We start from the raw sequence: 26,055 nt of genomic DNA, 5'->3' as shown, positions 1-26,055 counted from the left end.
GCGCCCGGAACTCATCGCTCAACGCACCACGCGTCCCCGGAGCACGATCCGGCTCGGATGATCCAGCGCGGCCGGGTCCAGGGTCGGGTCGGTGGCGTACGCGACGAGGTCGGCGGGCGCGCCGTCCACGAGACCCGGCAGCCCCAGCCAGGACCTCGCCGTCCAGGAGGCCGCGCCGAGCGCCGCCTCGGCCGACAGCCCGGCCCGCAGCAGCCAGGTCATCTCGCCCGCGACGGTCCCGCACGGGAAGGAGTCCGTCCCCGCCAGCACCGTCACATCCGCCTCATGGGCCGCGCGCACATTGCCGAGCATCGTGTCCCAGCCGGCCAGCCACAGATCACGGCGCACGCCCGGCTCCCGCGCCCGCATCTCGTCCACCCTCGCGGCGAAGACGCTCAGCGTCGGGACGAACGCCGTGCCCTGCGCCGCCATCCGGTCCAGCAGCGCCGGGTCCAGATGCATACCGTGCTCCAGGCTGTCCGCGCCCGCCAGTACGGCATTGCGGGTGCCCTCGGCGGTCTGGCAGTGCACCGCCACCTTGCCCCCGGCCGCGTGCACCGCCTCCACCACCGAGGTCAGCAGCGCGAGCGGTACGGCGGGTTCGTCGGCGGCCCAGTCGCCGATGACCTTGCACCACCCGGACGAAGCGGCCGCCTCCTCCACGGCCGCCTGCACCAATTCGGCCTCGCTCACATCCCGTCCGAAGCCGGGGAAGAACCGGCCGGGCGTGGCCAGCCAGCGCCCCGCCGAGGTCACGCGCGGGAGTTCGGGATCCTTCTCCACCCAGGCGGGCATCCGCTGCGCGGTGCCCGGGGTGCGCACCGCGAGCACTCCGGCGTCCCGGTGCTCGCCCAACTGCCTGCGCAGCAGCTCCTCGTCGAAGGGCACGCCCGGCGCCGGGGACCCGGGGTGCGTATGCACGTCGACGAGTCCGGGCAGCAGCCAGCCGCCGTCGACGATCGTCTCCGCGTCCCGGCCCGCGAGCCCGCCCGGAGGGTCGCCCGCGCGAAGCACCTCGCCGTCGATCCAGAAAACCCGCTCCTCGCGCTCCGGCAGCACGACCCCACGTATGCACAACATCGGCCGACCGTATGTCACCTACCGTGCTGCCGCCAACGGATCACCGACCCACGATCACCTGCGCACACCGGCACATTGCGGAACGTTCCGCTCCACCCTCTTGTCCGCGGCCCCCGTGCCATGCGATACAGGTCTGGACCATTGCCGCCGGATGGAAGGCACGACCGTGCAACGCCCCCACGCAATAGCCGCGTCGGCCTGCTCCGCCGCCCTGCTCCTCGCCCTGCTCACCGCCTGCGACTCCGCCCCCGAGGCCGACACCCAAAAGCCCACGACCCCGGACCATGTGACGGCGCAGGCCGGCAGCGCCACCTCCGCGCACGTCATGTGGGAGCGGGCCACCGACAACAAGGCGGTCACCGGCTACGAGGTCTACCGCCAGGGCGAGAAGGCCAAGACCGTCCCGGCTGCCAAGGTGATGACCGACATCGACGGGCTGACCGCCTCGACCACGTACACCTTCACCGTCCGTGCCCGCGACGCCGCCGGGAACCTCTCCGCGCCGAGCGCCGCCGCAGCCGTCACCACACCCGCCCCGACCCCCGCCGACCACGAGCCGCCGACCCGCCCGGTGAGACTGCGCGGCACGGCGGACGGCAGCCGGGCGGCGAACCTCTCCTGGGGCGGCTCGACGGACGATGTCGGCGTCATCTCGTACGACATCTACCAGGAGGATTCCCGGATCCACAGCGTGCCGGGCACCCTGACCACGGCGCATCTGACCGGACTGCGCCCCGGCACCGTCTACACCTTCACCGTCCGCGCCCGCGACGCCGCCGACACCTCCTCGCCGGACAGCAACGCCCTCGACCTGACCACCGCTTCCGTGCCGGGCGCGCCCGCGAGTACCGCCCCCACGGACCTGCGGATCAGCAACCGCGTCCAGGGCAAGGAGTACGCCGTCGACCTGGATTGGAAGCAGCCCGACACGGGCGGCGAGATCCCGGCGTACCAGCTCTTCTTGAACGGCCGGCTGACCACCACGATCGTGTGGGGCGCCACTCCGCCCACGGGCCGGGCGCACTACCGGCTCACCGTCAGCGACCCGCGCGGCACGCGTTACTCGATGAAGATCCGCGCCAAGCTGCCGGACGGGAAATGGGGAGACTTCTCCGCCCAGCGCACGGTCGTCCTCGGTGACTGACGGCCCTGCGGACGCGGGGTGGGGCCCATCGCCTGCTGTACCCCCCCGGCATGCTCGCCCCGCAGAGCCCTCCGCCCCGGCGGTATCGGTACACCGATCCTGTTGGGGGTGATGGTCTGGGAGATGTCCGGTGACACCTCACAGGGCACACTGCTCAACGCTCTTGACATCGGCCCGAAGCAGCCGGCCCGGGAGAAACCGCACGGGCTCGCGCTGCTCCGCGGGCTCCGGGGGCTGAAGCCGTACGACATGCCACACACGACTCCGCCCCCGGTGCTGTGCGGTACCGGAGGCGGAGGTCGTCAGCGCGCAGGCAGCAGGGCTCAGGCCAACTGCTCGTACGCCGGCAGCGTCAGGAAGTCCGCGTAGTCCTGGTCCAGGGAGACCTGGAGCAGGAGGTCGTGGGCCTGCTGCCACTTGCCGGACGCGAAGGCCTCGTCGCCGATCTCGGCGCGGATCGCGGCGAGTTCCTCGGCTGCGACCTTGCGGGCCAGGTCCGCGGTGGCGTGTTCGCCGTTCTCGAAGACGACGTCCGCGTTGATCCACTGCCAGATCTGCGAGCGTGAGATCTCCGCGGTGGCCGCGTCCTCCATCAGGTTGAAGATGGCGACCGCCCCCATACCGCGCAGCCAGGCCTCGATGTAGCGGATGCCGACCGCGACGGCGTTGCGCAGACCGTCGTACGTGGGCTTGGCGTCCAGGGTGTCGATGGCGATCAGGTCGCCCGCCGCCACCGAGACGTCCTCGCGCAGGCGTTCCTTCTGGTTCGGCTTCTCGCCGAGGACCGCGTCGAAGGAGGCCATGGCGATCGGGACCAGGTCGGGGTGGGCGACCCAGGAGCCGTCGAAGCCGTCGTGGGCCTCGCGGTCCTTGTCGGCCTTGACCTTCTCGAAGGCGACCTTGTTGACCTCGGCGTCGCGGCGGGACGGGATGAAGGCCGCCATGCCGCCGATGGCGTGCGCGCCGCGCTTGTGGCAGGTGCGGACGAGGAGCTCGGTGTACGCGCGCATGAACGGGGCGGTCATCGTCACCGCGTTGCGGTCCGGGAGGACGAACTTGGCTCCGCCGTCACGGAAGTTCTTGACGATGGAGAAGAGGTAGTCCCAACGGCCCGCGTTCAGCCCGGAGGCGTGGTCGCGGAGTTCGTAGAGGATCTCCTCCATCTCGTACGCGGCGGTGATCGTCTCGATGAGGACGGTCGCGCGGACCGTGCCCTGCGGGATGCCGAGGTAGTCCTGGGCGAAGACGAAGATGTCGTTCCAGAGGCGGGCCTCCAGGTGCGACTCCGTCTTCGGGAGGTAGAAGTACGGGCCCTTGCCGAGGTCGATGAGGCGCTGGGCGTTGTGGAAGAAGTAGAGGCCGAAGTCGACCAGCGCGCCCGGCACCGGGGCGCCGTCGAGCTGGAGGTGACGCTCGTCCAGGTGCCAGCCGCGGGGGCGGGTGACGACCGTGGCGAGCTCGTCGGCGGGCCTCAGGGCGTACGACTTGCCGGACCTGGGGTCCGTGAAGTCGATGTTACGGGTGTAGGCGTCGATCAGATTGAGCTGGCCGAGGATGACGTTCTCCCACGTGGGGGCGGACGCGTCCTCGAAGTCGGCGAGCCAGACCTTGGCGCCGGAGTTCAGGGCGTTGATGGTCATCTTGCGGTCGGTCGGACCGGTGATCTCCACCCGGCGGTCGTTCAGCGCGGCCGGGGCCGGCGCGACCTTCCAGGAGCCGTCCGCGCGGATCGCTGCCGTCTCGGGCAGAAAGTCCAGCGTGGAGGTACGGGCGATCTCGGCGCGACGCTCACCCCGGCGGGCGAGCAGTTCGTCGCGGCGGGGCGTGAACTGCCGGTGCAGCTCGGCCACGAACGCGAGAGCCGCGTGGTTGAGGACCTCGTCCTGCCGGGGCAGGGGCTCGGCATCGACGATGGCCAGCGGGGACGGCGCTGGTGCGGACATGAGCTGTCACTCCTTCAGCGGGCGGTGCGGGCGGCGTCTCACGGCCGCCGGGGCGCTTGGAACGGCACGGCGTGCCAAGGCTCCGAGATACGGCCGTGGTCGCCGTCTGAGGTGCAGAGGGCTTCTGACCAGTGGATAGTAGTTTCCTCATGGTGGAAGTTCAATGGTTTGTTGATGTCGAGATTCTCCGGGTCGACATAAGTGGTGCGTTGCTGGCGCAGCGTGCCAGTCCACTCACTCAAGGTGCTTCAGGTCCTCCACCGTGTCGATGTCGTAGGCCTGAGCCACATCGGAACACTCGACGAGCGTGATCGCATCGCGGTGCGCCCGCAGGTACGCCCGGGCGCCCTGATCGCCCACCGCTGCGGCCGCGACGTCCGCCCACCGGTCGGCCCCGAACAGCACCGGATGGCCGCGCTCCCCGTCGTACGAGGCGGCCACGAGACTCCTTCGTGAGCGGTACGCCGATCGCACCCGCGCCACCGCGTCCGCACCGATGCCCGGCTGGTCCACCAGGAGCACGAGCGCCGCGTCCGTCTCCGTACCGGCCAGCGCCCCGAGCCCCGCCCGCAGCGAAGAGCCCATGCCCTCGGCCCACCCGGGGTTGACGGTCACGGGGCAGTCGGTGAGGTCGGCGCGTGCGCGCACCTCGTCGGCCGCGGCGCCCAGGACCACCTGGACGCGGTCGCAGCCGCCCTCCCGCAGGACGCGTACCGCGTGCTCCACCAGCGGCCGGCCGCGGTGGTCGAGCAGTGCCTTGGGCCGCCCGCCGAGCCGCCGTCCGCCGCCCGCGGCGAGCAGCAGCCCGGCGATCACCGGGGTCCGGGTCCGTCCGCTGCCGGCCGGGGTCTGTGTCGTTCGAGTCATGGGGACTGGATACCCCGGAGTCGCCCCGCCCGCGCAACCGGGAAGCGGCGGGGGCGGTGGGAGGCGGCGGGGGCGGGCTCGGCGGCGCACGCCGAGCTGTCCACGGAGCGACATGCGCATCACCCCTACGGGAGACCCCGAATTCGGTCCGCGGAGTGGCGCTCGACACCTGCCATGGCGTTAACTTGCGGGCATCTCCGGACACTTGACCACGGCCCGGGGTCCGGTCGAAACACTGGCACAAGGATGTGCGAGGGGGAGTGCTTTGTTGCGAAGCGTGGGGCAGACGCGGGTGACCGGCAGTGATGAGGATCCGAGGGTGGCGGAGCTGCGTACGGCGGTCTCCCGGCTCCGCCGCGAGCTGGCGGGGCATTCCGTGGAGTTCCCGGACCGGGGGATCGCCGAGGACGAGCTGGCCGCGCTGGACGCGATGGCGATCAGCGGCGCACCCGAGATCCCCCGCCTGCGCCGTTCGCTGTTGCTGATCGCGGGGGCGATCGGCTCGGTCAGCGCACTGGCCGCCGCACTCAGGGACGTACGCGTCGCCGTCGATCTCTTCGGCGAGCCACCGCGCTCCTGACGGCCGCCGCGCCCCTGCCCGCCGCCGCGCCCCTGCCCGCCGCCGCGCTCCTGAAGCGCGACGGCCGGGGCCCGGTTGCGGCGGCGTGACTCAGCCGGTGGAGCCGTTGCTGGCCAGTGCGTCGGACAGCTCCTTCGCGGCCTGCTGCAGGATCGGCACGATCCGCTCCGTCGCCGCATCCGTCACCCGGCCCGCCGGGCCCGAGATCGAAATCGCGGCCGACGTGGGGGAGTTGGGTACGGAGACCGCCAGGCAGCGCACCCCGATCTCCTGCTCGTTGTCGTCGACCGCGTAGCCGACCCTGCGGACCTGCTCCAGCGCGTCGAGGAAATCGTCCGGGGTGGTGATCGTCTTCTCGGTGGCGGCAGGCATTCCGGTGCGGGCGAGCAGGGCCCGTACCTCTTCCGGAGGCGTGTGCGCCAGCAGCGCCTTGCCGACGCCCGTGGAGTGGGGAAGCACCCGGCGGCCCACCTCGGTGAACATGCGCATCGAGTGCTTGGACGGCACCTGCGCCACGTACACGATCTCGTCGCCGTCGAGCAGCGCCATGTTCGCGGTCTCGCCGGTCTCCTCGACCAGGCGCGCGAGGTACGGGCGGGCCCAGGTGCCGAGCAGCCGGGAGGCGGACTCGCCGAGCCGGATCAGGCGTGGGCCGAGCGCATAGCGCCGGTTCGGCTGCTGGCGCACGTATCCGCACACCACCAGCGTGCGCATCAGGCGATGGATGGTCGGCAGCGGAAGGCCGCTGCTCGCGGAGAGTTCGCTCAGCCCGACCTCGCCCCCGGCATCCGCCATCCGCTCCAGCAGATCGAAGGCGCGCTCAAGGGACTGCACGCCGCCGCTGGAAGCGGCGGGCTTGGAGTCGGATGTGCTGGCGTGGGACGACGGCACGTCAACGGTCCTTTCGAGGCGGAAGAGCGGGTGCCTCGCCGGGCGAGGCACCCAGCAGACTACCGGTCGGTTCCCGATCGGCGCACTGCTCCGGGTGCGGCGTCCTTGCCGGTCAGAGCCCGTTTGTCCCGGTGTCTGCAGTCGGCGGGGTCATTCTGCGGTGCCGCACTGGTTCCATGTTACGTTCCGCTCTCCGAAATTGGTCTTTTACTTTGTGGAAACCTCCAGTCGTGGCCAGGGGTGGTCCACCTGCCGTCGAACGAGGAAAGTGGGGTCTTGACGGGCCCGAATCCCGAGTGAAGACTCCTTCAACAGTTCGTTGAATTTGTCAGTGGTCGAATGTCCGAAGTGAGGAGCACGGGTGTCCGGTGCGGACGTGAAACTGGTACTGCGCTCGACGCGTGTCGTCACCCCGGACGGGACGCGCCCCGCAGCGGTCGCCGTCGCCGAGGGGAGAATCGACGCCGTCCTGCCGTACGACGCCGAGGTGCCGGCCGGCGCCCGGCTGGAGGACTTCGGTGCCGACGTCCTGTTGCCCGGACTCGTCGACACCCATGTCCACGTGAACGACCCGGGGCGCACCGCTTGGGAGGGCTTCCACACCGCCACCCGCGCCGCGGCGGCAGGCGGCATCACGACCCTGCTCGACATGCCGCTCAACTCCCTCCCGCCGACCACCACGGTCCCGCATCTGCGCACCAAGCAGCAGGTGGCAGCCCCCAAGGCGCACATCGACACCGGATTCTGGGGCGGGGCGATCCCGTCCAACGTCAAGGACCTGCGTCCGCTGCACGAGGCCGGCGTCTTCGGTTTCAAGTGCTTCCTCTCGCCCTCCGGCGTCGAAGAGTTCCCCGAGCTCGACCAGGAGCAGCTGGCCCGGTCCATGGCCGAGATCTCCGGCTTCGGCGGGCTGCTGATCGTGCACGCCGAGGACCCGCGCCATCTGGCCTCCGCCCCCCAGTGCAGCGGGCCCGCGTACGCCGACTTTCTCGCTTCCCGGCCCCGGGACGCCGAGAACACCGCGATCGAGGGACTCATCGCGCACGCCAGGCGCCTGAACGCCCGGGTCCATGTGCTGCACCTGTCCTCCAGTGACGCGCTGCCGATGATCGCCGCCGCCAAGCGCGAGGGCGTACGGGTCACCGTCGAGTCCTGCCCGCACTTCCTCACCCTCACCGCCGAGGAAGTCCCGGACGGCGCGACGGAGTTCAAGTGCTGCCCGCCGATCCGGGAGGCCGCCAACCAGGACGCGCTGTGGGAGGGCCTGGCCGACGGGACGATCGACTGCATCGTCTCGGACCACTCGCCGTGCACCGTGGATCTCAAGACGCCGGACTTCGCCTCCGCGTGGGGCGGTATCTCCTCCCTCCAGCTGGGCCTCCCCGCCATCTGGACCGAGGCCCGCAGGCGCGGCCACTCGCTCGACGACGTCGTCCGCTGGATGTCCGCCGCCCCCGCCGAACTGGCCGGGCTGAGCCGCAAGGGTGCCATCGAGGCCGGCCGCGACGCCGACTTCGCGGTCCTCGCCCCCGACGAGACCTTCACCGTCGATCCCGCAGAGCTCTTTCACCGCAATCAGGTCACCGCCTACGCCGGCAAGACCCTGCACGGCGTCGTGAAGTCGACCTGGCTGCGCGGGCGGCGGATCGCGGCGGACGGCACGGTCGGCGAACCCACCGGCCGCCTCCTCGAAAGGAATCAGTGACCATGACGGCGACAGCCCGCTTCACCGGCGACGCGAACCCGTACGGCGGCGGCGACCCGTACGCCGACTACCGCACCGCCGACCTCCCCTTCATCGGCCTCGTCGATCTCGCCGACCGGCGGCTCGGCGCCGGGGTGATCGCCGCCAACGACGAGTTCTTCGCCGAGCGCGAGAACCTGCTGAAGCCGGAACCCGCCGAGTTCGACCCCGAACGCTTCGGCCACAAGGGCAAGATCATGGACGGCTGGGAGACCCGCCGCCGTCGCGGCGCGGGCGCCGACCGGCCGCACCCCACGGACGAGGACCACGACTGGGCGCTGGTACGGCTCGGCGCGCCCGGAGTCGTACGCGGCATCGTCGTCGACACCGCCCACTTCCGCGGCAACTACCCGCAGGCGGTCTCGGTCGAGGCGGCCTGCGTCCTCGGCTCCCCGTCACCCGAGGAACTCCTCGCGCCCGGAGTGAAGTGGACAACGCTCGTACCGCGTACGGCCGTTGGCGGACACGCGGCCAATGGGTTCGTCGTCGCGGCCGAGCAGCGCGTCACCCATCTACGGGTCAATCAGCACCCCGACGGCGGGATAGCCCGGCTCCGGGTGTACGGCGAGGTCACCCCCGACCCGGACTGGCTGGCCGCACTCGGCACCTTCGACCTGGTCGCCCTGGAGAACGGCGGCCTGGTCGAGGACGCCTCCGACCGCTTCTACTCGCCGGCCACCAACACCATCCAGCCGGGCCGGTCCCGCAAGATGGACGACGGCTGGGAGACCCGGCGCCGGCGCGACAAGGGAAACGACTGGATCCGCTACCGCCTCGTCGAGCAGGCGGAGATCCGTGCCGTGGAGATCGACACCGCGTATCTGAAGGGCAACTCGGCGGGCTGGGCGAGCCTTTCCGCCCGTGACGGGGAGAACGGCGACTGGACCGAGGTGCTGCCCCGGACCCGGCTGCAGCCCGACACGAACCACCGCTTCGTCCTGCTGGACGCGGTTCGGGCCACACACGTCCGGATCGACATCTTCCCGGACGGTGGCATTTCCCGGCTGCGACTGTTCGGGTCACCGACCGAGGAGGGTGCAACCCGGTTGGCCGCGCGCCACCGCGAACTCGGCGGTTAGGGTCTGTCCGGCGTCTTCCGGGTGCGTCTGATCTGTCCGTATCCATGGCATATGGGAACCTGGCGGCATGATCTTCATCGCCGTCAAATTCACCGTCCACAGCGCCGAACGCGACAACTGGCTCCCGGCCGTCGAGGACTTCACCCTCGCCACCCGGAACGAGCCCGGCAATCTGTTCTTCGAGTGGTCGTACAGCGTCGAGAACCCGTACCAATTCGTCCTGCTGGAAGCCTTCGCCTCCCCGGAGGCGGGCGAGGCCCATGTGAAGTCGGAGCACTTCGCGGCGGCGATGGACCGGATGGCGGATCTCGTCGCCGAGGCTCCGGAGATCATCAACGTCGAGGTGCCGGGCGAGGGTTGGTCCCGGATGACGGAACTCGCGCCGCGCGGCTCGCGGTGACCGGTACCTCCGGGATGCCGCGCGGCGGCCCCCTGTGCGCGGCCGTTCGGACGGCTGTCCGCCGCGCCCGGGACCGGCGGTCCCGTCGGGCGGGCCGATGAGTTCCGGGCAGAAGTGAGGTCACAAGAGGGAAGCGACTGTTTCCGGACCAGGAGAATGATCATGGCGAAGCTGACCCTCACCACATTCCTCTCCCTCGACGGCGTCATGCAGGCGCCGGGCACCCCCGACGAGGACACCAGTGGTGGGTTCGAGTACGGCGGCTGGCTCGTGCCGTTCGCGGACGAGGGCATGAATCAGTTCATGACCGAGGTGTTCGACCGGGTGGCTGCGTTCCTGCTGGGCCGTCGTACGTACGACATCTTCGCCGCGCACTGGCCCAAGGTGACCGATCCCGAGGACCCGGTCGCCGGCCGCCTCAACAGGTATCCCAAGTACGTCGTGTCGACCACACTGGAGAAACCGGACTGGCAGAACACGACCATCATCTCCACGGACGTCGCCGCGGAAGTCGCCCGGGTCAAGGAGCGGACGGAGGGCGGCGAACTCCAGATCCACGGCAGCGGCGCCCTCGCCCGCTCCCTGATGGCGCACGACCTGATCGACGAGTACAACCTCCTCGTCTACCCGGTCGTGCTCGGCCGGGGCCGCCGGCTCTTCCCGGACGGCGGGCTGCCGACGTCCTTCGAACAGACCGGGGCGCGCACGACGCCCAACGGCATCTCGATCCACACCTACCGGCCCACCGGCCGGGCCCGGTTCGGATCCTTCGCCCTCGACGAGTGAGACACGGCCCCGTCGCGGTCATCCGCGGCGGGGCACAGCAGCTGAGACGGGTATTCCCGGGACCGGGTACTGCCCGGTACGGTGATCGCTCCGCGTGTGAGCCATCGAGGTCTCCACATCGTGCCCGCATCGTTCGTGTGCCCTTCCCGCGGCCTTCCCGCGACGGGAACCGGCTGCGGAGAACGCGCCGTGGAGAACCAGGAGAACCAGCCAGGTGTCCTCGATCGCCGTGCCCGCTCTCGCCCCGTCCCGCCGCGCCTGGCTCACCGATCTGCCCGTCCTGCTCGTGGCCGTCGTCTGGGGTTCCAGCTACCTCGCGGCCAAGGGCATCACCACCACGCAGACCGTCGTCGCCGTCCTCGTGCTGCGCTTCGCCGTCGTGCTGCCGGTGCTGGCCGTGGCCGGCCGGCGCAGGCTGCGGGCGCTCGGCGCGGCGCAATGGCGCGGGGCGGGGCTGCTGGGCCTGGTCCTCAGCGGGATCTTCCTGGTGGAGACGTACGGCGTCGTGCACACCTCGGCGACCAACGCCGGGCTCATCATCAGCCTCACCATGATCTTCACGCCGCTCGCCGAGGCCGTCGTGAACCGTGTCCGGCCGCCCAGGGCCTTTCTCGGCGCCGCCGCGCTGTCGGTGGCCGGTGTGGCGCTGCTGACCCAGGGCGGTGGGTTCACCAGCCCGTCGGCGGGCGATCTGCTGATGCTGCTGGCCGCCCTCGCCCGTACCGTGCACGTGCTGCTGATGGCCCGCATCAAGTCGGTGCGGGGAGCGGACTCGCTGTCGCTGACCACGGTCCAGCTCGGCAGCGCGGTCGCCGTCTTCGCGCTGCTCGCCGCCGTACCCGGCACCGGTGAGGCGCCGTGGACGGTGGCCGCCGGGTTCGGCGTCCGGGAATGGGGCGGGCTGCTCTTCCTCTCCGTCTTCTGCACGCTCTTCGCCTTTTTCGTGCAGATGTGGTCCGTGCGCCGCACCTCGCCGTCCCGGGTCAGCCTGCTGCTCGGTACGGAACCGCTGTGGGCCGCCGCCGTGGGCATCGCGGTCGGCGGTGAGCGGCTCGGCGTCCTCGGCGCGGTGGGCGCGGTGCTGGTCCTGGCCGGCACCGGCTGGGGTCGTCGGGCGGTGACTCCGGTCGCTCCCTGACGGAGCGACCCAGGCCACTGGACGACTTCGCTGCGCCGGACGTCCCGGCCCCGCGACTCCGGGGCGTCGTCCGCGCCGGAACGCCCCGGGCTCGCGCCCGGCCTGGGTACTTTTGTCGCATGACGCGTACGGAGTACTCCTGGCTGCTGCCCTCGGCGATGGCCGACCCCGAGCTGCCCGGCGACCGGGGCGGCCGCTCCCGGCGCACCGTGCGGGACTGGGCCGTCGACATCACCGCATTCCTCTTCGCGGCAGGAATCGGGCTGCTCGCGGCGGCGTCGATCGACGCCGACCGCGCCCTCTCCGACGGCATCGTCCTCGTCGACTCCCTGGTCGGCGCGGCCGCCTGCTGCTCCCTGTGGGCGCGGCGGCGGTGGCCGGTCGGGCTCGCGGTGGGCCTGATCCTGCTCTCCACCGTCGAGCCGGTTGCCGCGGGGGCCATGCTCGTGGCCCTGTTCAGCGTCGCCGTGCACCGGCCGTTCCGCCCGGTGGCGGTCATCGGGGCGCTCGCCCTGGTCACCGCGCCCGTACAGCCGTACCTGCGCCCCGACCCGGGCAGCTCACTCGTCGAGTCGACGATCATCGGGGTGCTGCTGCCCCTGCTGGTGCTCAGCTGGGGCATGGTCGTACGGTCCAGGCGCCAGCTCGTCGTCACGCTCCGCGAGCGGGCCCGGCGGGCCGAGGCCGAGGCCGGGCTCCGGGCCGAGCAGGCGCAGCGGCTGGCCCGAGAGGCCATCGCCCGGGAGATGCACGACGTCCTCGCCCACCGGCTGACCCTCCTCAGCGTCCATGCCGGCGCCCTCGAATTCCGCCCCGACGCGCCCCCGGCCGAGGTGGCGCGGGCCGCCGGTGTCATCCGGGACAGCGCGCACGACGCGCTCCAGGACCTCCGCGAGATCATCGGCGTCCTGCGCAGCCCCGGCGAGAGCGACGGCCACCGGCCGCAGCCCACCCTTGCCACTCTGGGCTCACTGATCGCCGAATCCCGTCAGGCCGGCATGAAGGTCACCCTCGACAACCGCGTCACCGACCCCGCCGCGGCCCCCGCCGCCACCGGCCGCACGGTGTACCGCATTGCCCAGGAGGGCCTGACCAACGCCCGTAAACACGCGCCCGGCGCCGAGGTCACCGTCACCGTCACCGGCGGCCCCGGCGACGGGCTCGCCATCGATGTACGCAATCCGGCGCCCACCGCACCGTTCGAGCAGGTCCCCGGTTCCGGCCAGGGACTCATCGGCCTCACGGAACGCGCCACTCTGGCCGACGGCCGCCTCGACCACGGGCCCGAGCCGGACGGCGGCTTCGGCATCCGGGCCTGGCTGCCGTGGCAGCCCTGACCGCCGTGGTTGCGCCGGCGGTCGGACGGCCCGCAACGGCATCGACGTCGACAGCCGTGGCCGGATCGCGCCGTCGGCGCAGGACGCGGGCCCGGTCGACAACGGCGGTGCGGAAACCGGCGGCATAGGCTGAGCCGGTCGGTCCGAGACGATCGAGCCGTTCAGACCGGGAGGGGCGATCCCATGTCCGATGCCAGTGGCCGTGTCGATGTCGATCTGCGCGGGCTCGAGGACTTCACAGCGAATCCGTATCCGTACTACGCGAAGCTGCGCGCCGCGGGTCCCGTGCACACCGTCCGCACCGACGACATCGAGCGGGTCTGGCTCGTGGTGGGGTACGACGAGGCCCGCGCGGCCCTTGCCGATCAGCGGCTCGGCAAGGACTGGCGCGGCCTGCCCGGCGCGCCCGCCGAGAGCGCCCCGATCTTCGCCAACATGCTGGAGCTCGACGCACCCCACCACACCCGGCTGCGCAAACTCGTCGCCAGGGAGTTCACCGCCCGCCGGGTCGAGGCCCTGCGCCCGCGCGTCCAGCAGATCACCGACGAACTCCTCGACGCGATGGTGCCGTCGGGGCACGCCGATCTCGTCGACGCGCTCGCCTTCCCCTTGCCCATGACCGTCATCTGCGAACTGATCGGCGTGCCGGACCTGGACCGCGAGGTGTTCCGCCGGCTGTCGAACGGCGTCATCCATCCGGCCACACCGCAGGAGGCGGCCGAGACGGTGGCCGCCATGGGGGAGTATCTCGCCGAACTCATCGAGGACAAGCGCTGCTCACCCGGTGACGACCTGATGAGTGCGCTGGTCCGGACCCGCGACGAGGAGGGGGACGGACTCTCCCCCGACGAGCTCGTGGGCATGGCGTTCCTGCTGCTCGTCGCCGGCCACGAGACCACGGTCAACCTGATCGTCAACGGGGTACGCGCACTGCTCGAGCACCCGGAGCAACTGGCCGCCCTGCGAGCCGACTCCGGCCTGATCGACGGCGCGGTCGAGGAGATGCTGCGCTACGAGGGCCCGGTGGAGACCGCCACGTTCCGCTACCCGCGTGAACAGATCGAGATCGGGGACCGGGTCATCCCGGCGGGCGAGCCGGTTCTCGTCTCCCTGGCGGGCGCCGACCACGACCACGGCCGCTACGCGCGAGCGGACACCTTCGACATCCGCCGCGACGCCCAGGGGCATCTGGCCTTCGGGCACGGCAGCCACTTCTGCATGGGTGCCCCACTGGCCCGGATGGAGGGCCGGATCGCGATCCGTACGCTGCTGGAACGGTGCCCCGGCCTCGTTCTGGACGCGGACGCGAGCGAGTTCGACTGGATTCCCGGACTCCTGATCCGAGGGGTGCGTCGACTGCCCGTCCGCTGGTGAGGTAAGAACGCTTGTCATGACCGGACTTGACTTGCAGATGGCACAGAAGGTTCTCGACAACCAGCCGTTCAGCGGGCTCGTCGGGGCACGGATCACCGCCTTCGGGGACGGCGCGGCCACCCTCGAAGTGGACATCCGGCAGGAACTCCAGCAACAGAACGGCTTTCTGCACGGCGGAGTCCTGGCCTACGCCGCCGACAACTCGATCACCTTCGCCGCCGGGACGACGCTCGGCCCGGCCGTACTGACCGGCGGCTTCTCCATCCAGTACATCCGGCCCGCCACCGGCCGCACCCTCGTCGCCCACGCCGACGTCGTGCACACCGGCCGCCGCCAGGCCGTGGTCCGCTGTGAGCTGTTCGCCGCGGGCGAGGACGGGGTGAGGACGCTCTGCGCGGTCGCGCAGGGCACCGTACTGTCCGCCACGTCGTCCTCGTGAACCGCCCGGCATGCCGCCGGTTCACGAGGAGGGGCGGGCCGATTCCGCCGGACGTGCCGCGGCACTCCCGGCGATCTTCGCGACCTCCGCGATCTCCACGGGGCGCCGTTCGCGGCGGGACACCTCGCACGCCTCCGCGATCAGCAGCGCGTACCACGCCTCCCGGCCGTCGCACGGATTGGGCAGCGCGCCCCGCACCAGCCGTACGAACGCGTCCAGTTCCGCCTCGTACGCCGGGGCGAACCGCTCCAGGAAGCCGGGCCAGGGGCTGTGCGGTGCGGCGGGGCCCTGCGGCTCGGCCGAGGTGACCGGCGTACGGTCGTCCAGGCCGACCGTGATCTGGCCGAGCTCGCCCGCCAGCTCCATCCGTACGTCGTAACCGGCGCCGTTGCAGCGGGTGGCCGTCGCCGTGACCAGGGTGCCGTCGTCGAGAGTGAGCAGGGCCGCCGCCGTGTCGACGTCGCCGGCCGCCCGGAACATCTCGGGCCCGGCGTCCGATCCGGTGGCGTACACCTCGGTCACCTCACGGCCCGTCACCCACCGCAGCATGTCGAAGTCATGGACCAGACAGTCCCGGTACAGCCCCCCGGAGAGCGGCAGATACGCGGCGGGCGGCGGCGCGGGGTCCATCGTCATCGCCCGCACGGTGTGCAGCCGGCCCAGCGCTCCCGCCCGCACGGCGGCGCGCGCCGCCCCGTACCCGGCGTCGAACCTGCGCATGAAGCCCAGCTGGAGGATGCTTCCCGCCCGTTCGACCGCGCGCAGCGCGCTCAGCGTCCCCGGCAGGTCCAGGGCGATCGGCTTCTCGCAGAACGCGGGCAGTCCCGCCCGCGCGGCCTGCCCGATCAGCTCCGCGTGCGCAGACGTGGCCGAGGCGATCACCACGGCGTCCACACCCGCGCCGAACACCTCGGCGGCGCTGTCCGCGGCCGTCGCGCCGACGCGGTCCGCGACCTCGGCCGCCCGCGCCCGGTCGGTGTCCGTCACCACCAGGGCGTCCACCTCGGGATGGCGGGCCAGCACGCCCGCGTGGAAGGAACCGATCCGGCCGGTGCCGATGAGTCCGATGCGCATGGACCCAACGTGACGCCCCCGGGCTGCGCTGTCAACCATATGTCCTGACAAGGGGCGGCTTGTTCGGTGTTCATGCTGTCCGGACAACAGAACGACCTGACTACCGGAGGTTCTGACGCGGGGGTTACCCTCCACGCGTGCCCGAACCCACCCCCGACCCCGCCGCGCTCGAGCTCGGCGTGGACCGCACCAGCCCGGTTCCGCTGTACTACCAGCTGGCCCAGCAGCTGGAAGCGGCCATCGAGCAGGGCCGGCTCGCCCCCGGCAGCCTCCTCGGCAACGAGATCGAGCTCGCGGCCCGGCTGGGCCTGTCCCGGCCCACCGTCCGCCAGGCCATCCAGTCACTGGTCGACAAGGGCCTGATGGTCCGCCGCCGCGGCGTCGGCACCCAGGTCGTGCACAGCAGGGTCCGCCGCCCGCTCGAACTGAGCAGCCTGTACGACGACCTGGAGGCGGCGGGCGGGCACCCCACGACCCGCGTCCTGCGCAACACCGTCGAAACCGCCGGGGCCGACGTGGCCGACGCCCTCGGAATCGCGGCCGGCACCGACGTACACCTCGTCGAACGGCTGCGGTACGCGCACGACGAGCCGCTGGCACTCCTGCGCAACCACGTGCCCCTCGGGATCGTCGACCTCGCCACCGGACGGCTGGAGACCACCGGCCTCTACCGGATGATGCGGGGCGCCGGCATCACCCTGCACAGCGCCCGCCAGACCGTCGGTGCCCGGCTCGCCACCGCCGAGGAGGCGGCCGTACTCGCCGAGACGGAAGGGGCCGCCGTGCTGACGATGGAGCGCACCACCTTCGACGACACCGGCCGCGCGGTCGAGTTCGGCTCCCACATCTACCGGGCCTCGCGCTACTCCTTCGAATTCCAGCTGCTCGTCCGGTGACCACGGCCGCACGGCCCCGTTGACGTCTCGTACGCCCGCCGCTAGAACTCACCCAGCCGCACTCGGGCGGCCGGGAGAGAAGGCGGACCCACCATGCGTACCCCTCGCAAGGCAGCAACCCTGATCGCCGCGGCCGCCATCGGCATCGGCCTCACCATCGGCGGATGCAGCAGCTCCGGCGGCGAGCGCGCCGCGGAGAAGCCCCAGGGCAGCGGCAGCGGCGGAGGCAGAGCGGCCACCACCCCGCGGATGAAGATCGCGATGGTCACGCACTCGGGGGAGGGGGACACCTTCTGGGACATCGTGCAGAGCGGCGCGAAACAGGCCGCAGCCAAGGACAACGTCGAGTTCCTGTACTCGGCGAACAAGGAGGGCAAGGAACAGGCCCAGCTGGTCCAGGCCGCCATCGACAAGAAGGTCGACGGCATCGTTGTCACCCTCGCCAAGCCGGAAGCGGTCAAGGACGTCGTCGCCAAGGCGGTGAAGGCCGGCATACCCGTCGTGACCATCAACTCGGGCGCGCAGTTCTCCCGGGAGATCGGCGCGCTCGGACACATCGGACAGGACGAGAAGGTCGCGGGCGAGGCCGTCGGCGAGGAGCTCAACACACGCAGCCGCAAGAAGGCCGTCTGCGTCGTCCACGAGCAGGGCAACGTCTCGTTGGAGGAGCGCTGCGCCGGGGTGCGGAAGACCTTCGGGGGCACCGTCGAGAACCTCAACGTCGAGGGCACCAACATGCCCGCCTCCACCTCGTCGATCGAGGCGAAGCTCCAGGCCGACAAGGGCATCGACGCGATCGTCACCCTCGGCGCCCCCTTCGCCGCCGCCTCCGTCAAGGCCAAGGAGGGCGCCGGCAGCCGCGCCGAGGTCGACACCTTCGATCTGAACGCCGAGGTCGTCAAGCGGCTGAAGGCCCAGGAGGTCGGCTTCGCCGTCGACCAGCAGCCCTACCTGCAGGGCTATCTCGCCGTCGACGAACTGTGGCTGAACAAGACCAACGGAAACGTCATCGGCGGCGGAAAGCCCGTACTCACCGGCCCGGCGATCGTCACCGCCGACGACGTACCGCAGCTGGAGGAATACACCGCGCGCGGCACCCGATGACCCTCCCGCGCACGGCCGCGCACACCCGGTGCCCACGTACCCGGCCCGCCCCTGCCGGGAGGCGCCGTCGGCGGCTCGGGGATACTTGGGCAGCCGGGCGGGGCGTGAATCGTCCCCGGCCCCACCAAAGAGCACAGCGAGCAGCACAAGAAGGGCACGGCGTCGTGGCAAGGGTTCGGACAGGGGTACGTGCGATGGGCGCCGTGCTTGCGGCGGTGCTGGGGGCATCCCTCGTGGGATGCAGCAGCACCGGCGGCAAGCGGGCGGAGGAGCGCGCGGCCCGGGCTGCCGCCGAGGGCCGGTCCGCGGTGACCACGCCCCGCTGGACCTTCGCCATGGTCACCCACTCGGGTGACGGCGACACCTTCTGGGACATCGTCCAGAGCGGTGCGAAGCAGGCGGCCGTCAAGGACAACATCAAGTTCCTGTACTCGCACAACGACGAGGCGCAGCAGCAGGCCCAGCTCGTCCAGGCCGCCATCGACCAGAAGGTCGACGGGCTGATCGTCACGCTCGCCAAGCCCGACGCGATGAAGGACGTCGTCGCCAAGGCCACCAAGGCCGGCATCCCGGTGATCACGGTGAACTCGGGCTCCGCGGAGTCCAAGCAGTTCGGCGCGCTCACCCACATCGGCCAGGACGAGTCCATCGCGGGCGAGGCGGTCGGCGACGAGCTCAACGCCCGCGGCCGCAAGAAGGCCCTGTGCATCCTGCACGAGCAGGGCAACGTCGGTCACGAGCAGCGCTGCGCCGGAGCGAAGAAGACCTTCGACGGGCAGATGCAGAACCTGTACGTCGAGGGCACCAACATGCCCGACGTCCAGGCGTCCATCGAGGCGAAGCTCCAGGCCGACAAGGGTATCGACGCGGTCGTCACCCTCGGGGCGCCGTTCGCGGACGCCGCCGTCAAGGCCAAGAAGACCGCGGGCAGCAAGGCCGAGATCGACACCTTCGACCTGAACGCCAAGGTGGTCACCGCCCTCCAGGACAAGAGCCTCGGCTTCGCTGTCGACCAGCAGCCCTATCTCCAGGGGTACGAGGCCGTCGACCTGCTCTGGCTCTACCGCTACAACCGCAATGTGCTCGGCGGCGGCCGCCCGGTCCTCACCGGACCGCAGATCATCACCTCGAAGGACGCCGCCGAGCTGGCGGAATACACGAAGCGGGGGACCCGATGAGCACCGTCACCGGCCCACCCGCCCCGGCCGCGGCCGACGAGCGGCTGCTGCGCACCTCACCGTTGCGCAGACTGCTCGGCCGCCCCGAGCTCGGCTCGGTGGTCGGCGCCGCGGCCGTCTTCATCTTCTTCTCGATCGTCGCCGAAAGCTTCCTGCGCGCCTCCAGCCTCGGCACGGTGCTGTACGCGGCCTCCACCATCGGGATCATGGCCGCGCCGGTGGCGCTGCTGATGATCGGTGGTGAGTTCGACCTCTCCGCCGGTGTCCTGGTCACCAGTTCCGCGCTGATCTCGTCGATGTTCAGCTACCAGATGACGGCCAACGTCTGGGTCGGCGTCCTGGTGTCGCTGCTGGTCACGCTGGCCATCGGGGCATTCAACGGCTTCATGCTGACCCGTACCAAACTGCCGAGCTTCATCATCACGCTCGGCACGTTCCTGATGCTGACCGGCCTCAATCTGGGCTTCACCAAGCTGATCAGCGGGACGGTGTCGACGAAGTCCATCGGCGACATGGAGGGCTTCGACTCGGCCCGTCAGGTCTTCGCCTCGCAGTGGACCATCGGCGGCGTCGAGTTCAAGGTCACCATCCTGTGGTGGGCCGTGCTCGTCGCGATCGCCACCTGGATCCTGCTCCGCACCCGCTTCGGCAACTGGATCTTCGCGGTCGGCGGGGAGGCCGACGCGGCCCGCGCGGTCGGTGTCCCGGTGATCCGTACCAAGATCGGGCTCTACCTCGGGGTCGCCTTCGCCGCCTGGGTCTCCGGGCAGCATCTGCTGTTCTCGTACGACGTGGTGCAGTCCGGCGAAGGCGTCGGCAACGAGCTGATCTACATCATCGCGGCCGTCATCGGCGGCTGTCTGATCACCGGCGGCTACGGCTCCGCGATCGGCTCCGCGGTCGGTGCCTTCATCTTCGGCATGACCAGCAAGGGCATCGTGTACGCGGAGTGGAACCCGGACTGGTTCAAGTTCTTCCTCGGAGCCATGCTGCTCCTGGCCACCCTGCTCAACGCATGGGTACGCAAGCGCGCGGAGGCGACGAAATGACGGCCCCCCAGGCACCGGGCGACGGGCAGACGTCCCACCGGGCGCTCGTCGAGCTGGACCACGTCAGCAAGTTCTACGGCAACATCAAGGCACTCCAGGACGTCTCGTTGGAGGTCCACGCGGGGGAGATCTCCTGTGTCCTCGGCGACAACGGTGCCGGCAAGTCCACCCTGATCAAGATCATCGCGGGGCTGCACCGGCACGACGCGGGAACCTTCCTCGTCGACGGCGAGGAGACCACCCTCGCGAACCCGCGCGACGCGCTGGACCGCGGCATCGCCACGGTCTACCAGGATCTGGCCGTCGTCCCCCTGATGCCGGTCTGGCGGAACTTCTTCCTCGGCTCCGAGCCGACCACCGGCGCGGGCCCCTTCAAGCGCCTCGACGTGCGGCTGATGCGCGAGACGACCCGCTCCGAGCTGCTGCGCATGGGCATCGACCTGCGCGACGTCGACCAGCCGATCGGCACGCTCTCCGGCGGCGAGCGCCAGTGCGTCGCCATCGCGCGGGCCGTGTACTTCGGCGCGAAGGTCCTCGTCCTGGACGAGCCGACCGCCGCGCTCGGCGTCAAGCAGTCCGGGGTCGTCCTCAAGTACGTCGCGGCCGCCCGCGACGCCGGCCTCGGCGTGGTCCTCATCACGCACAACCCGCACCACGCGTACCTCGTCGGTGACCGGTTCGTCCTGCTCAAGCGGGGCGCCATGGCCGGCAGCCACACCCGGTCGAGCATCACGCTGGACGAACTGACCCGTCAGATGGCGGGCGGCAGCGAGCTGGAGGAGCTCGGCCACGAGCTGGAGCGGGCCCCGGGACCGACCCATCTCGGCGGCCACCCGGTGACCGACGACCCGCGGTAGCCCGGGCCGGTGGCGGACCCGGCCGAAGGTTCCGCCGACCGCGCCGCCCCCGGCAGTGGCAGAATCGAGCCCGACGGGCGCCGTCCGCCGCCGGGAGCACCGCCCCCGGCCCCCCAGACCCCGCAGGGACGATGAGCACGTACCGCGACTTCACACACCGCGGCTCCGCCCGCGCCACCGTCCTGCGGACCGTGGGCACCAGGGAGCGGCGCTCGCACCTCACGGCGCCGCGGGTACCCACCGTCGGCATCGACATCGGGGGCACGAAGGTGATGGCCGGCGTCGTCGACGCCGACGGCAACATCCTGGAGCAGTTGCGCACCGAGACGCCGGACAAGTCCAAGAGCCCCAAGGTCGTCGAGGACACCATCGTCGAGCTGGTCCTGGACCTGTCCGACCGGCACGACGTGCACGCCGTCGGCATCGGGGCGGCCGGCTGGGTCGACGCGGACCGCTCCAAGGTGCTGTTCGCCCCGCACCTCGCCTGGCGCGACGAACCGCTGCGCGACGCCCTCGCCTCCCGCCTCGTCGTCCCCGTCATGGTCGACAACGACGCCAACACCGCCGCCTGGGCGGAGTGGCGCTTCGGGGCGGGCCGCGGCGAGGACCACCTCGTCATGATCACGCTCGGTACCGGCATCGGCGGCGCGATCCTGGAGGACGGCCAGGTCAAGCGTGGCAAGTACGGAGTCGCCGGTGAGTTCGGCCACATGCAGGTGGTGCCCGGCGGGCACCGCTGCCCGTGCGGGAACCGCGGCTGCTGGGAGCAGTACAGCTCCGGCAACGCCCTCGTCCGCGAGGCCAAGGAGCTGGCCGCGGCCGACTCCCCGGTGGCGCACGGGATCATCGAGCGGGTCAAGGGCAACATCCCCGACATCACCGGGCCGCTGATCACCGAACTGGCCCGTGAGGGCGACGCGATGTGCGTCGAGCTCCTCCAGGACATCGGCCAGTGGCTCGGCGTCGGCATCGCCAATCTGGCCGCCGCGCTCGACCCCTCCTGCTTCGTCATCGGGGGCGGCGTCAGCGCCGCCGACGATCTGCTGATCGGCCCCGCCAGGGACGCCTTCAAGCGCCACCTCACCGGCCGCGGCTACCGCCCCGAGGCCCGGATCGCGAAGGCGGAGCTCGGCCCGGAGGCAGGTATGGTCGGCGCCGCCGACCTGGCCCGGCTGGTGGCCCGCCGATTCCGCCGTACCAACCGTCGTCGCGTCGAGCGGTACGAGCGGTACGCGCAGATCTATGACCAGGCCGCGAGCACCATCCGTAACACGCGCAACACTCGCACCTCCTAGGGATCTCCACAGACATGACCGCAGTCGAGCACCCCGTCCTGCCGCGCCAGTCCTCGCCGCCCGACGACGAAAGGCCGCCGCAGGACCGGCGCCGGATGATCCGCCGCCGTCTGATCACGGCGACCATCATCGTGCTGCTCATCGGCATTCCGGCCGGCTACCTGCTGATCTCCGCGGGCCAGAGCCGCCGCTCCGGCCAGAACAAGGAGGCCGAGGCCTCCGCGCAGGGGCTCCGGGAGGGCTGGCCGTCCCGGCTGCAGCGACGGATTTTCGAGCTGCCGATGCCCGGCAACGCGCAGGACATCCAGTACTACGAAACCAACAACTGGAAGGCCAGCCGCATGTACGTGGAGTTCCGCACCACGTCCGCCGGGCTCGACCGGTTCCTGAGCCGGATGGGCAGCGGCCGCGCCGAGCTGGTGACGGGCAAGGTCAGCATCGGCTCCCGCGACCAGGCGATCACGGGCTGGAGCTTCGACCCGGGCATCCAGTGGGCGGGCACCAAGCACACCAATAAGGACCCGCGGCCTGATCAGGACATCACCGTGAACATGACCGATCCGATGAACCCTGTCGTATATGTCGTATCCGCGGCGACCCCCTGACCGGGAGCCGACAGGCCGCTCACTAACCTGGAGCGAGTGAGCGACGCCAGTGACATGAATACCCCGCAGCCCGTGCAGACCCCGCAGCCCGTGCAGCCGGTCGCGGTCCCGGCCCCGGTTCCACAACCCGTGCAGGCCGTCCCGGTCCCGGAGCCCGCCCAGCCCGCACCCGCCCCGCAGCTCGTGCACCAGCGGAGCCGCCCCGCGCCTGACGCCGCACAGCCGACGTACCAGGGCCTGCCTGCCGACACACCGGCTCCCGTGCCGCCCGCCGCAATCGTGCCTCCCGTTTCTCCCGTGCCTCCTGTACGGATCCCACCCGCGGCCCAGGCAGAGGCCCTGCCCGTGCACACGCTGCAGTACCGGTTCGACGGCCCCGAGGACGCCCCCGTCCTCGTGATCGGCCCGTCGCTGGGCACCACCTGGCACATGTGGGACCGGCAGATACCGGAGCTCACCCAGCACTGGAGGGTCCTTCGTTTCGACCTTCCCGGCCACGGCGGCGCCCCCGCCCACCCGGCCTCCGCCGTCACCGAACTCGCCGACCGGCTGCTGGCCACCCTCGACGGGCTCGGCGTTCAGCGCTTCGGATACGCGGGCTGCTCGCTCGGCGGCGCGATCGGCGCCGACCTCGCGCTGCGCCACCCGCACCGGGTCGCCTCGCTCGCCCTGATCGCCGCCTCGCCCCGGTTCGGCAGCGCCGACGAATACCGCCAGCGCGGCGTGGTCGTCCGCACCAACGGCCTCGAACCGATGGCCCGCAGCGCGCCGGAGCGCTGGTTCACCCCGGGCTTCGCCGCCGCCCAGCCCGCCATCGTCGAGTGGGCCGTCCAGATGGTCCGCACCACCGACCCCGGCTGCTACATCGCGGCCTGCGAGGCCCTCGCAGGCTTCGACATCCGCGGTGACCTCGGCCGCATCACCGTCCCGACCCTCGTCCTGGTCGGTGCCGAGGACCGGGTCACCGGGCCCGGCGACGCCCGCACCCTGGTCGCGGGCATACCGGACGCCCGGCTCGCCCTCGTCCCCGGCGCCTCCCACCTCGCCCCGGTCGAGCAGCCCGGAGCCGTCACCGATCTGCTCCTCACCCACTTCTCCACGGCCTGGCAGGACACCCTCGCCGCCATTCCCGTCCCGCCGTTCACACCGCAGCTCTCCACTCCCGTGCTGCCCGTCGCCGAGATCACCGCCGCCACCGCGCAGCCGGAGACCGGCACCACCGGACGCGCCGACCCGTACGAGCCCGGCATGAAGGTGCGCCGCGAGGTGCTCGGCGACGCCCACGTGGACCGCACCCTGGCCGCCTCCGACGACTTCACCGGCGACTTCCAGGAGCTCGTCACGCGCTACGCCTGGGGCGAGGTGTGGACCCGGGAGGGCCTGGACCGCCGCACCCGCAGCTGCGTCACGCTCACCGCGCTGGTCGCCTCGGGCCGTCTGGAGAGCCTGGCCGCGCACGTCACGGCCGCGCTGCGCAACGGCCTCACCCCGGCGGAGATCAAGGAGGTGCTGATGCAGAGCGCCGTGTACTGCGGTGTGCCCGCCGCGAGCGCCGCGTTCGAGATCGCCCGGACCGTGATTCAGGAAGAAACGACGCCCCGCCCGTAGCAGGATGGGCCCATGAACGCTGCGAACCCCGTGCACCTGACACTGACCAAGAAGACGCACTCCTGCATCCGTCTGGAGAAGGGAGGGCGGACACTCGTCATCGACCCGGGCGGTTTCTCGGAGCAGGACGCCGCCGTCGGCGCCGACGCGATCCTGGTGACGCACGAGCACCCCGACCACTTCGACGAGGGGCGGCTGCGCGCGGGCCTGGAGGCCAACCCGGCCGCCGCGATCTGGACCCTGCGCAGCGTCGCCGACCGGCTGTCCGCGGCCTTCCCGGGCCGCGTCCACACCGTCGGCCACGGGGACACCTTCTCCGCGGCGGGCTTCGACGTACAGGTGCACGGCGAGCTGCACGCGGTGATCCACCCGGACATCCCGCGGATCACCAACATCGGCTTCCTGGTGGACGGTTCGCTCTTCCACCCGGGCGACGCGCTCACCGTCCCCGACCGGCCGGTCGACACCCTGATGCTCCCTGTGATGGCCCCCTGGAACAAGATCTCCGAGGTCATCGACTACGTACGCGAGGTCAAGCCGCGCCGCGCCATCGACATCCACGACGCGCTCCTCACCGACCTCGCCCGCCCGATCTACGACAATCAGATCGGCAGCCTCGGCGGCACCGACCACGGCCGGCTGGCCCCGGGGGACTCGACCGGCCTGTGACCCCGGCCGGTCCGGCGGCTGTCGGTGGCAGCCGCTAGGTTTATGTACATGCGCATCGCCACCTGGAACGTCAATTCGATCACCGCCCGGCTCCCGAGGCTGCTGGCCTGGCTGGAGAGCTCCGGCACGGATGTGCTGTGCATCCAGGAGACCAAGTGCGCCGCCGAACTGTTCCCGACGGACGCGCTCCGCGAACTCGGCTACGAGTCCGCGGTCCACGCCACGGGCCGGTGGAACGGGGTCGCGCTGGTCTCCCGGGCCGGCCTGGCCGACGTCGTCGAGGGCCTGCCCGGCGGCCCCGAGTACGAGGGCGCGCAGGAGCCCCGGGCGATCTCCGCGACCTGCGGCCCGGTCCGCGTCTGGTCGGTGTACGTACCCAACGGCCGCGAGATCGAGCACGCGCACTACGCGTACAAGCTGCGCTGGTTCGAGGCCCTGCAGAAGGCCGTCGCGGCGGACGCCGCGGGCCCGCGGCCGTTCGCGGTCCTGGGCGATTTCAACGTGGCCCCGACCGATGAGGACGTCTGGGATCCCGCGCTCTTCGAGGGCGCCACCCACGTCACCCCCGCCGAGCGCGCAGCCCTCGCCGCACTGCGCCAGGACGGGCTGTCCGACGTCATGCCGCGCCCGCTCAAGTACGACCGCCCGTACACCTTCTGGGACTACCGGGAGCTGCGCTTCCCGAAGAACAAGGGCATGCGTATCGACCTCGTCTACGGCAACGCGCCCTTCGTCGCGGCGGTCACGGACAGCTACGTGGACCGTGAGGAGCGCAAGGGCAAGGGCGCGTCCGACCACGCCCCGGTGGTCGTGGACCTCGACGTCTGAGCCGCGGCCGAGCCGTTGTTGTCAGTGGTCGCCGATACCGTGGTCGATGTCCTTATCCCGCTTGCTGGCTGCTTGCTGTGACCAGGACAG

The 26,055-nt window shown here is 71.2% G+C and carries 25 protein-coding genes; 20 read left to right on the top strand and 5 right to left on the bottom strand.

Annotated elements, in window-relative coordinates:
* Positions 1 to 18 precede the first annotated feature (18 nt).
* Entirely contained in the window at positions 19 to 1,080 is a 1,062-nt protein-coding gene (locus tag ACFU8Q_RS02440) for an amidohydrolase family protein (RefSeq protein WP_384446892.1), read from the bottom strand.
* Between the two features lie 151 nt (positions 1,081 to 1,231).
* Between ACFU8Q_RS02440 and ACFU8Q_RS02435 the strand changes: the two genes are divergently transcribed.
* A complete protein-coding gene (locus ACFU8Q_RS02435; RefSeq protein ID WP_384446891.1) occupies positions 1,232 to 2,224 on the top strand; it encodes a fibronectin type III domain-containing protein in 993 nt (330 codons plus the stop codon).
* A 323-nt stretch (positions 2,225 to 2,547) separates the two neighbouring features.
* Here the strand turns inward: ACFU8Q_RS02435 and aceB are convergent, their stop codons facing one another.
* Positions 2,548 to 4,167, bottom strand: coding sequence for a malate synthase A (gene aceB, locus ACFU8Q_RS02430; RefSeq protein ID WP_384446889.1), 1,620 nt, complete (start codon positions 4,165 to 4,167; stop codon positions 2,548 to 2,550).
* Between the two features lie 234 nt (positions 4,168 to 4,401).
* A complete protein-coding gene (locus tag ACFU8Q_RS02425; protein WP_384446887.1) occupies positions 4,402 to 5,034 on the bottom strand; it encodes an NTP transferase domain-containing protein in 633 nt (210 codons plus the stop codon).
* Positions 5,035 to 5,299: 265 nt separating this feature from the next.
* Here ACFU8Q_RS02425 and ACFU8Q_RS02420 point away from each other — a divergent pair, with 265 nt between their 5' ends.
* Positions 5,300 to 5,614 (top strand): DUF5955 family protein, encoded by a 315-nt coding sequence (locus tag ACFU8Q_RS02420; protein WP_384446885.1) that lies wholly within the window; start codon positions 5,300 to 5,302, stop codon positions 5,612 to 5,614.
* A 90-nt stretch (positions 5,615 to 5,704) separates the two neighbouring features.
* Here the strand turns inward: ACFU8Q_RS02420 and ACFU8Q_RS02415 are convergent, their stop codons facing one another.
* Positions 5,705 to 6,505, bottom strand: coding sequence for an IclR family transcriptional regulator (locus ACFU8Q_RS02415; protein WP_384446883.1), 801 nt, complete (start codon positions 6,503 to 6,505; stop codon positions 5,705 to 5,707).
* Between the two features lie 361 nt (positions 6,506 to 6,866).
* Between ACFU8Q_RS02415 and allB the strand changes: the two genes are divergently transcribed.
* The 8 genes from allB to ACFU8Q_RS02375 all read left to right on the top strand — a co-directional run bounded on the left by allB (position 6,867) and on the right by ACFU8Q_RS02375 (position 14,802).
* A complete protein-coding gene (allB, locus tag ACFU8Q_RS02410) occupies positions 6,867 to 8,210 on the top strand; it encodes an allantoinase AllB (RefSeq protein WP_384446882.1) in 1,344 nt (447 codons plus the stop codon).
* 2 nt (positions 8,211 to 8,212) lie between these two features.
* Positions 8,213 to 9,328, top strand: coding sequence for an allantoicase (gene alc, locus ACFU8Q_RS02405; RefSeq protein ID WP_384446880.1), 1,116 nt, complete (start codon positions 8,213 to 8,215; stop codon positions 9,326 to 9,328).
* A gap of 67 nt (positions 9,329 to 9,395) precedes the next feature.
* Positions 9,396 to 9,728 (top strand): putative quinol monooxygenase, encoded by a 333-nt coding sequence (locus ACFU8Q_RS02400; RefSeq protein WP_384446878.1) that lies wholly within the window; start codon positions 9,396 to 9,398, stop codon positions 9,726 to 9,728.
* 162 nt (positions 9,729 to 9,890) lie between these two features.
* On the top strand, positions 9,891 to 10,514 hold the full coding sequence (locus ACFU8Q_RS02395) for a dihydrofolate reductase family protein (RefSeq protein ID WP_384446876.1): 624 nt from the start codon (positions 9,891 to 9,893) through the stop codon (positions 10,512 to 10,514).
* Between the two features lie 214 nt (positions 10,515 to 10,728).
* A complete protein-coding gene (locus tag ACFU8Q_RS02390; RefSeq protein WP_384446874.1) occupies positions 10,729 to 11,652 on the top strand; it encodes a DMT family transporter in 924 nt (307 codons plus the stop codon).
* A 119-nt stretch (positions 11,653 to 11,771) separates the two neighbouring features.
* Positions 11,772 to 12,989: a sensor histidine kinase gene (locus ACFU8Q_RS02385; protein ID WP_384446873.1), complete on the top strand. Its 1,218-nt coding sequence runs from the start codon at positions 11,772 to 11,774 to the stop codon at positions 12,987 to 12,989.
* A gap of 183 nt (positions 12,990 to 13,172) precedes the next feature.
* On the top strand, positions 13,173 to 14,363 hold the full coding sequence (locus tag ACFU8Q_RS02380; protein WP_384446871.1) for a cytochrome P450: 1,191 nt from the start codon (positions 13,173 to 13,175) through the stop codon (positions 14,361 to 14,363).
* 16 nt (positions 14,364 to 14,379) lie between these two features.
* The gene (locus ACFU8Q_RS02375; protein WP_384446869.1) at positions 14,380 to 14,802 is read left to right on the top strand and encodes a PaaI family thioesterase; all 423 of its coding nucleotides are present in this window, start codon (positions 14,380 to 14,382) and stop codon (positions 14,800 to 14,802) included.
* A gap of 21 nt (positions 14,803 to 14,823) precedes the next feature.
* Here the strand turns inward: ACFU8Q_RS02375 and ACFU8Q_RS02370 are convergent, their stop codons facing one another.
* Entirely contained in the window at positions 14,824 to 15,876 is a 1,053-nt protein-coding gene (locus ACFU8Q_RS02370) for a Gfo/Idh/MocA family oxidoreductase (RefSeq protein WP_384446867.1), read from the bottom strand.
* A gap of 137 nt (positions 15,877 to 16,013) precedes the next feature.
* On the opposite strand from ACFU8Q_RS02370, the gene ACFU8Q_RS02365 reads away from it, so the two are divergent.
* The 10 genes from ACFU8Q_RS02365 to ACFU8Q_RS02320 all read left to right on the top strand — a co-directional run bounded on the left by ACFU8Q_RS02365 (position 16,014) and on the right by ACFU8Q_RS02320 (position 25,965).
* Positions 16,014 to 16,772: a GntR family transcriptional regulator gene (locus ACFU8Q_RS02365; protein WP_384446865.1), complete on the top strand. Its 759-nt coding sequence runs from the start codon at positions 16,014 to 16,016 to the stop codon at positions 16,770 to 16,772.
* A gap of 93 nt (positions 16,773 to 16,865) precedes the next feature.
* A complete protein-coding gene (locus ACFU8Q_RS02360) occupies positions 16,866 to 17,876 on the top strand; it encodes a sugar ABC transporter substrate-binding protein (protein ID WP_384446863.1) in 1,011 nt (336 codons plus the stop codon).
* Positions 17,877 to 18,070: 194 nt separating this feature from the next.
* Positions 18,071 to 19,054: a sugar ABC transporter substrate-binding protein gene (locus ACFU8Q_RS02355; RefSeq protein WP_384446861.1), complete on the top strand. Its 984-nt coding sequence runs from the start codon at positions 18,071 to 18,073 to the stop codon at positions 19,052 to 19,054.
* Entirely contained in the window at positions 19,051 to 20,103 is a 1,053-nt protein-coding gene (locus ACFU8Q_RS02350) for an ABC transporter permease (RefSeq protein ID WP_384446859.1), read from the top strand. The genes ACFU8Q_RS02355 and ACFU8Q_RS02350 overlap by 4 nt, the downstream gene beginning before the upstream one ends.
* On the top strand, positions 20,100 to 20,960 hold the full coding sequence (locus ACFU8Q_RS02345) for an ATP-binding cassette domain-containing protein (RefSeq protein ID WP_384446857.1): 861 nt from the start codon (positions 20,100 to 20,102) through the stop codon (positions 20,958 to 20,960). Before ACFU8Q_RS02350 ends, ACFU8Q_RS02345 begins: the two co-directional genes overlap by 4 nt.
* Before the next feature lie 131 nt (positions 20,961 to 21,091).
* Positions 21,092 to 22,255 carry an ROK family glucokinase gene (locus ACFU8Q_RS02340; RefSeq protein WP_384446855.1) on the top strand — a complete coding sequence of 388 codons (1,164 nt, stop codon included), beginning with the start codon at positions 21,092 to 21,094 and terminating at the stop codon, positions 22,253 to 22,255.
* Between the two features lie 14 nt (positions 22,256 to 22,269).
* Positions 22,270 to 22,860 carry a hypothetical protein gene (locus ACFU8Q_RS02335; protein ID WP_384446853.1) on the top strand — a complete coding sequence of 197 codons (591 nt, stop codon included), beginning with the start codon at positions 22,270 to 22,272 and terminating at the stop codon, positions 22,858 to 22,860.
* A 54-nt stretch (positions 22,861 to 22,914) separates the two neighbouring features.
* Positions 22,915 to 24,468 (top strand): 4-carboxymuconolactone decarboxylase, encoded by a 1,554-nt coding sequence (gene pcaC / locus ACFU8Q_RS02330; RefSeq protein WP_384446925.1) that lies wholly within the window; start codon positions 22,915 to 22,917, stop codon positions 24,466 to 24,468.
* Between the two features lie 12 nt (positions 24,469 to 24,480).
* Positions 24,481 to 25,137, top strand: coding sequence for an MBL fold metallo-hydrolase (locus tag ACFU8Q_RS02325; protein WP_384446851.1), 657 nt, complete (start codon positions 24,481 to 24,483; stop codon positions 25,135 to 25,137).
* Between the two features lie 48 nt (positions 25,138 to 25,185).
* The gene (locus ACFU8Q_RS02320) at positions 25,186 to 25,965 is read left to right on the top strand and encodes an exodeoxyribonuclease III (RefSeq protein ID WP_384446850.1); all 780 of its coding nucleotides are present in this window, start codon (positions 25,186 to 25,188) and stop codon (positions 25,963 to 25,965) included.
* Positions 25,966 to 26,055 lie beyond the last annotated feature (90 nt).

This window comes from Streptomyces sp. NPDC057543, assembly GCF_042801895.1.
Lineage (GTDB): Bacteria > Actinomycetota > Actinomycetes > Streptomycetales > Streptomycetaceae > Streptomyces.
The sequence above is the reverse complement of the archived record's forward strand: the minus strand, read 5'-3'. Positions and strand labels throughout refer to the sequence as shown.

Bases quoted from the DNA above. Each gene is read 5' to 3' on its own strand.
- ACFU8Q_RS02440 (WP_384446892.1), bottom strand. From the start codon at position 1,080: ATGTTGTGCATACGTGGGGTCGTGCTGCCGGAGCGCGAGGAGCGGGTT.
- ACFU8Q_RS02435 (WP_384446891.1), top strand. From the start codon at position 1,232: ATGGAAGGCACGACCGTGCAACGCCCCCACGCAATAGCCGCGTCGGCC.
- aceB (WP_384446889.1), bottom strand. From the start codon at position 4,167: ATGTCCGCACCAGCGCCGTCCCCGCTGGCCATCGTCGATGCCGAGCCC.
- ACFU8Q_RS02425 (WP_384446887.1), bottom strand. From the start codon at position 5,034: ATGACTCGAACGACACAGACCCCGGCCGGCAGCGGACGGACCCGGACC.
- alc (WP_384446880.1), top strand. From the start codon at position 8,213: ATGACGGCGACAGCCCGCTTCACCGGCGACGCGAACCCGTACGGCGGC.
- ACFU8Q_RS02400 (WP_384446878.1), top strand. From the start codon at position 9,396: ATGATCTTCATCGCCGTCAAATTCACCGTCCACAGCGCCGAACGCGAC.
- ACFU8Q_RS02395 (WP_384446876.1), top strand. From the start codon at position 9,891: ATGGCGAAGCTGACCCTCACCACATTCCTCTCCCTCGACGGCGTCATG.
- ACFU8Q_RS02385 (WP_384446873.1), top strand. From the start codon at position 11,772: ATGACGCGTACGGAGTACTCCTGGCTGCTGCCCTCGGCGATGGCCGAC.
- ACFU8Q_RS02380 (WP_384446871.1), top strand. From the start codon at position 13,173: ATGTCCGATGCCAGTGGCCGTGTCGATGTCGATCTGCGCGGGCTCGAG.
- ACFU8Q_RS02375 (WP_384446869.1), top strand. From the start codon at position 14,380: ATGACCGGACTTGACTTGCAGATGGCACAGAAGGTTCTCGACAACCAG.
- ACFU8Q_RS02370 (WP_384446867.1), bottom strand. From the start codon at position 15,876: ATGCGCATCGGACTCATCGGCACCGGCCGGATCGGTTCCTTCCACGCG.
- ACFU8Q_RS02360 (WP_384446863.1), top strand. From the start codon at position 16,866: ATGCGTACCCCTCGCAAGGCAGCAACCCTGATCGCCGCGGCCGCCATC.
- ACFU8Q_RS02355 (WP_384446861.1), top strand. From the start codon at position 18,071: ATGGGCGCCGTGCTTGCGGCGGTGCTGGGGGCATCCCTCGTGGGATGC.
- ACFU8Q_RS02350 (WP_384446859.1), top strand. From the start codon at position 19,051: ATGAGCACCGTCACCGGCCCACCCGCCCCGGCCGCGGCCGACGAGCGG.
- ACFU8Q_RS02345 (WP_384446857.1), top strand. From the start codon at position 20,100: ATGACGGCCCCCCAGGCACCGGGCGACGGGCAGACGTCCCACCGGGCG.
- ACFU8Q_RS02340 (WP_384446855.1), top strand. From the start codon at position 21,092: ATGAGCACGTACCGCGACTTCACACACCGCGGCTCCGCCCGCGCCACC.
- ACFU8Q_RS02335 (WP_384446853.1), top strand. From the start codon at position 22,270: ATGACCGCAGTCGAGCACCCCGTCCTGCCGCGCCAGTCCTCGCCGCCC.
- pcaC (WP_384446925.1), top strand. From the start codon at position 22,915: ATGAATACCCCGCAGCCCGTGCAGACCCCGCAGCCCGTGCAGCCGGTC.
- ACFU8Q_RS02325 (WP_384446851.1), top strand. From the start codon at position 24,481: ATGAACGCTGCGAACCCCGTGCACCTGACACTGACCAAGAAGACGCAC.
- ACFU8Q_RS02320 (WP_384446850.1), top strand. From the start codon at position 25,186: ATGCGCATCGCCACCTGGAACGTCAATTCGATCACCGCCCGGCTCCCG.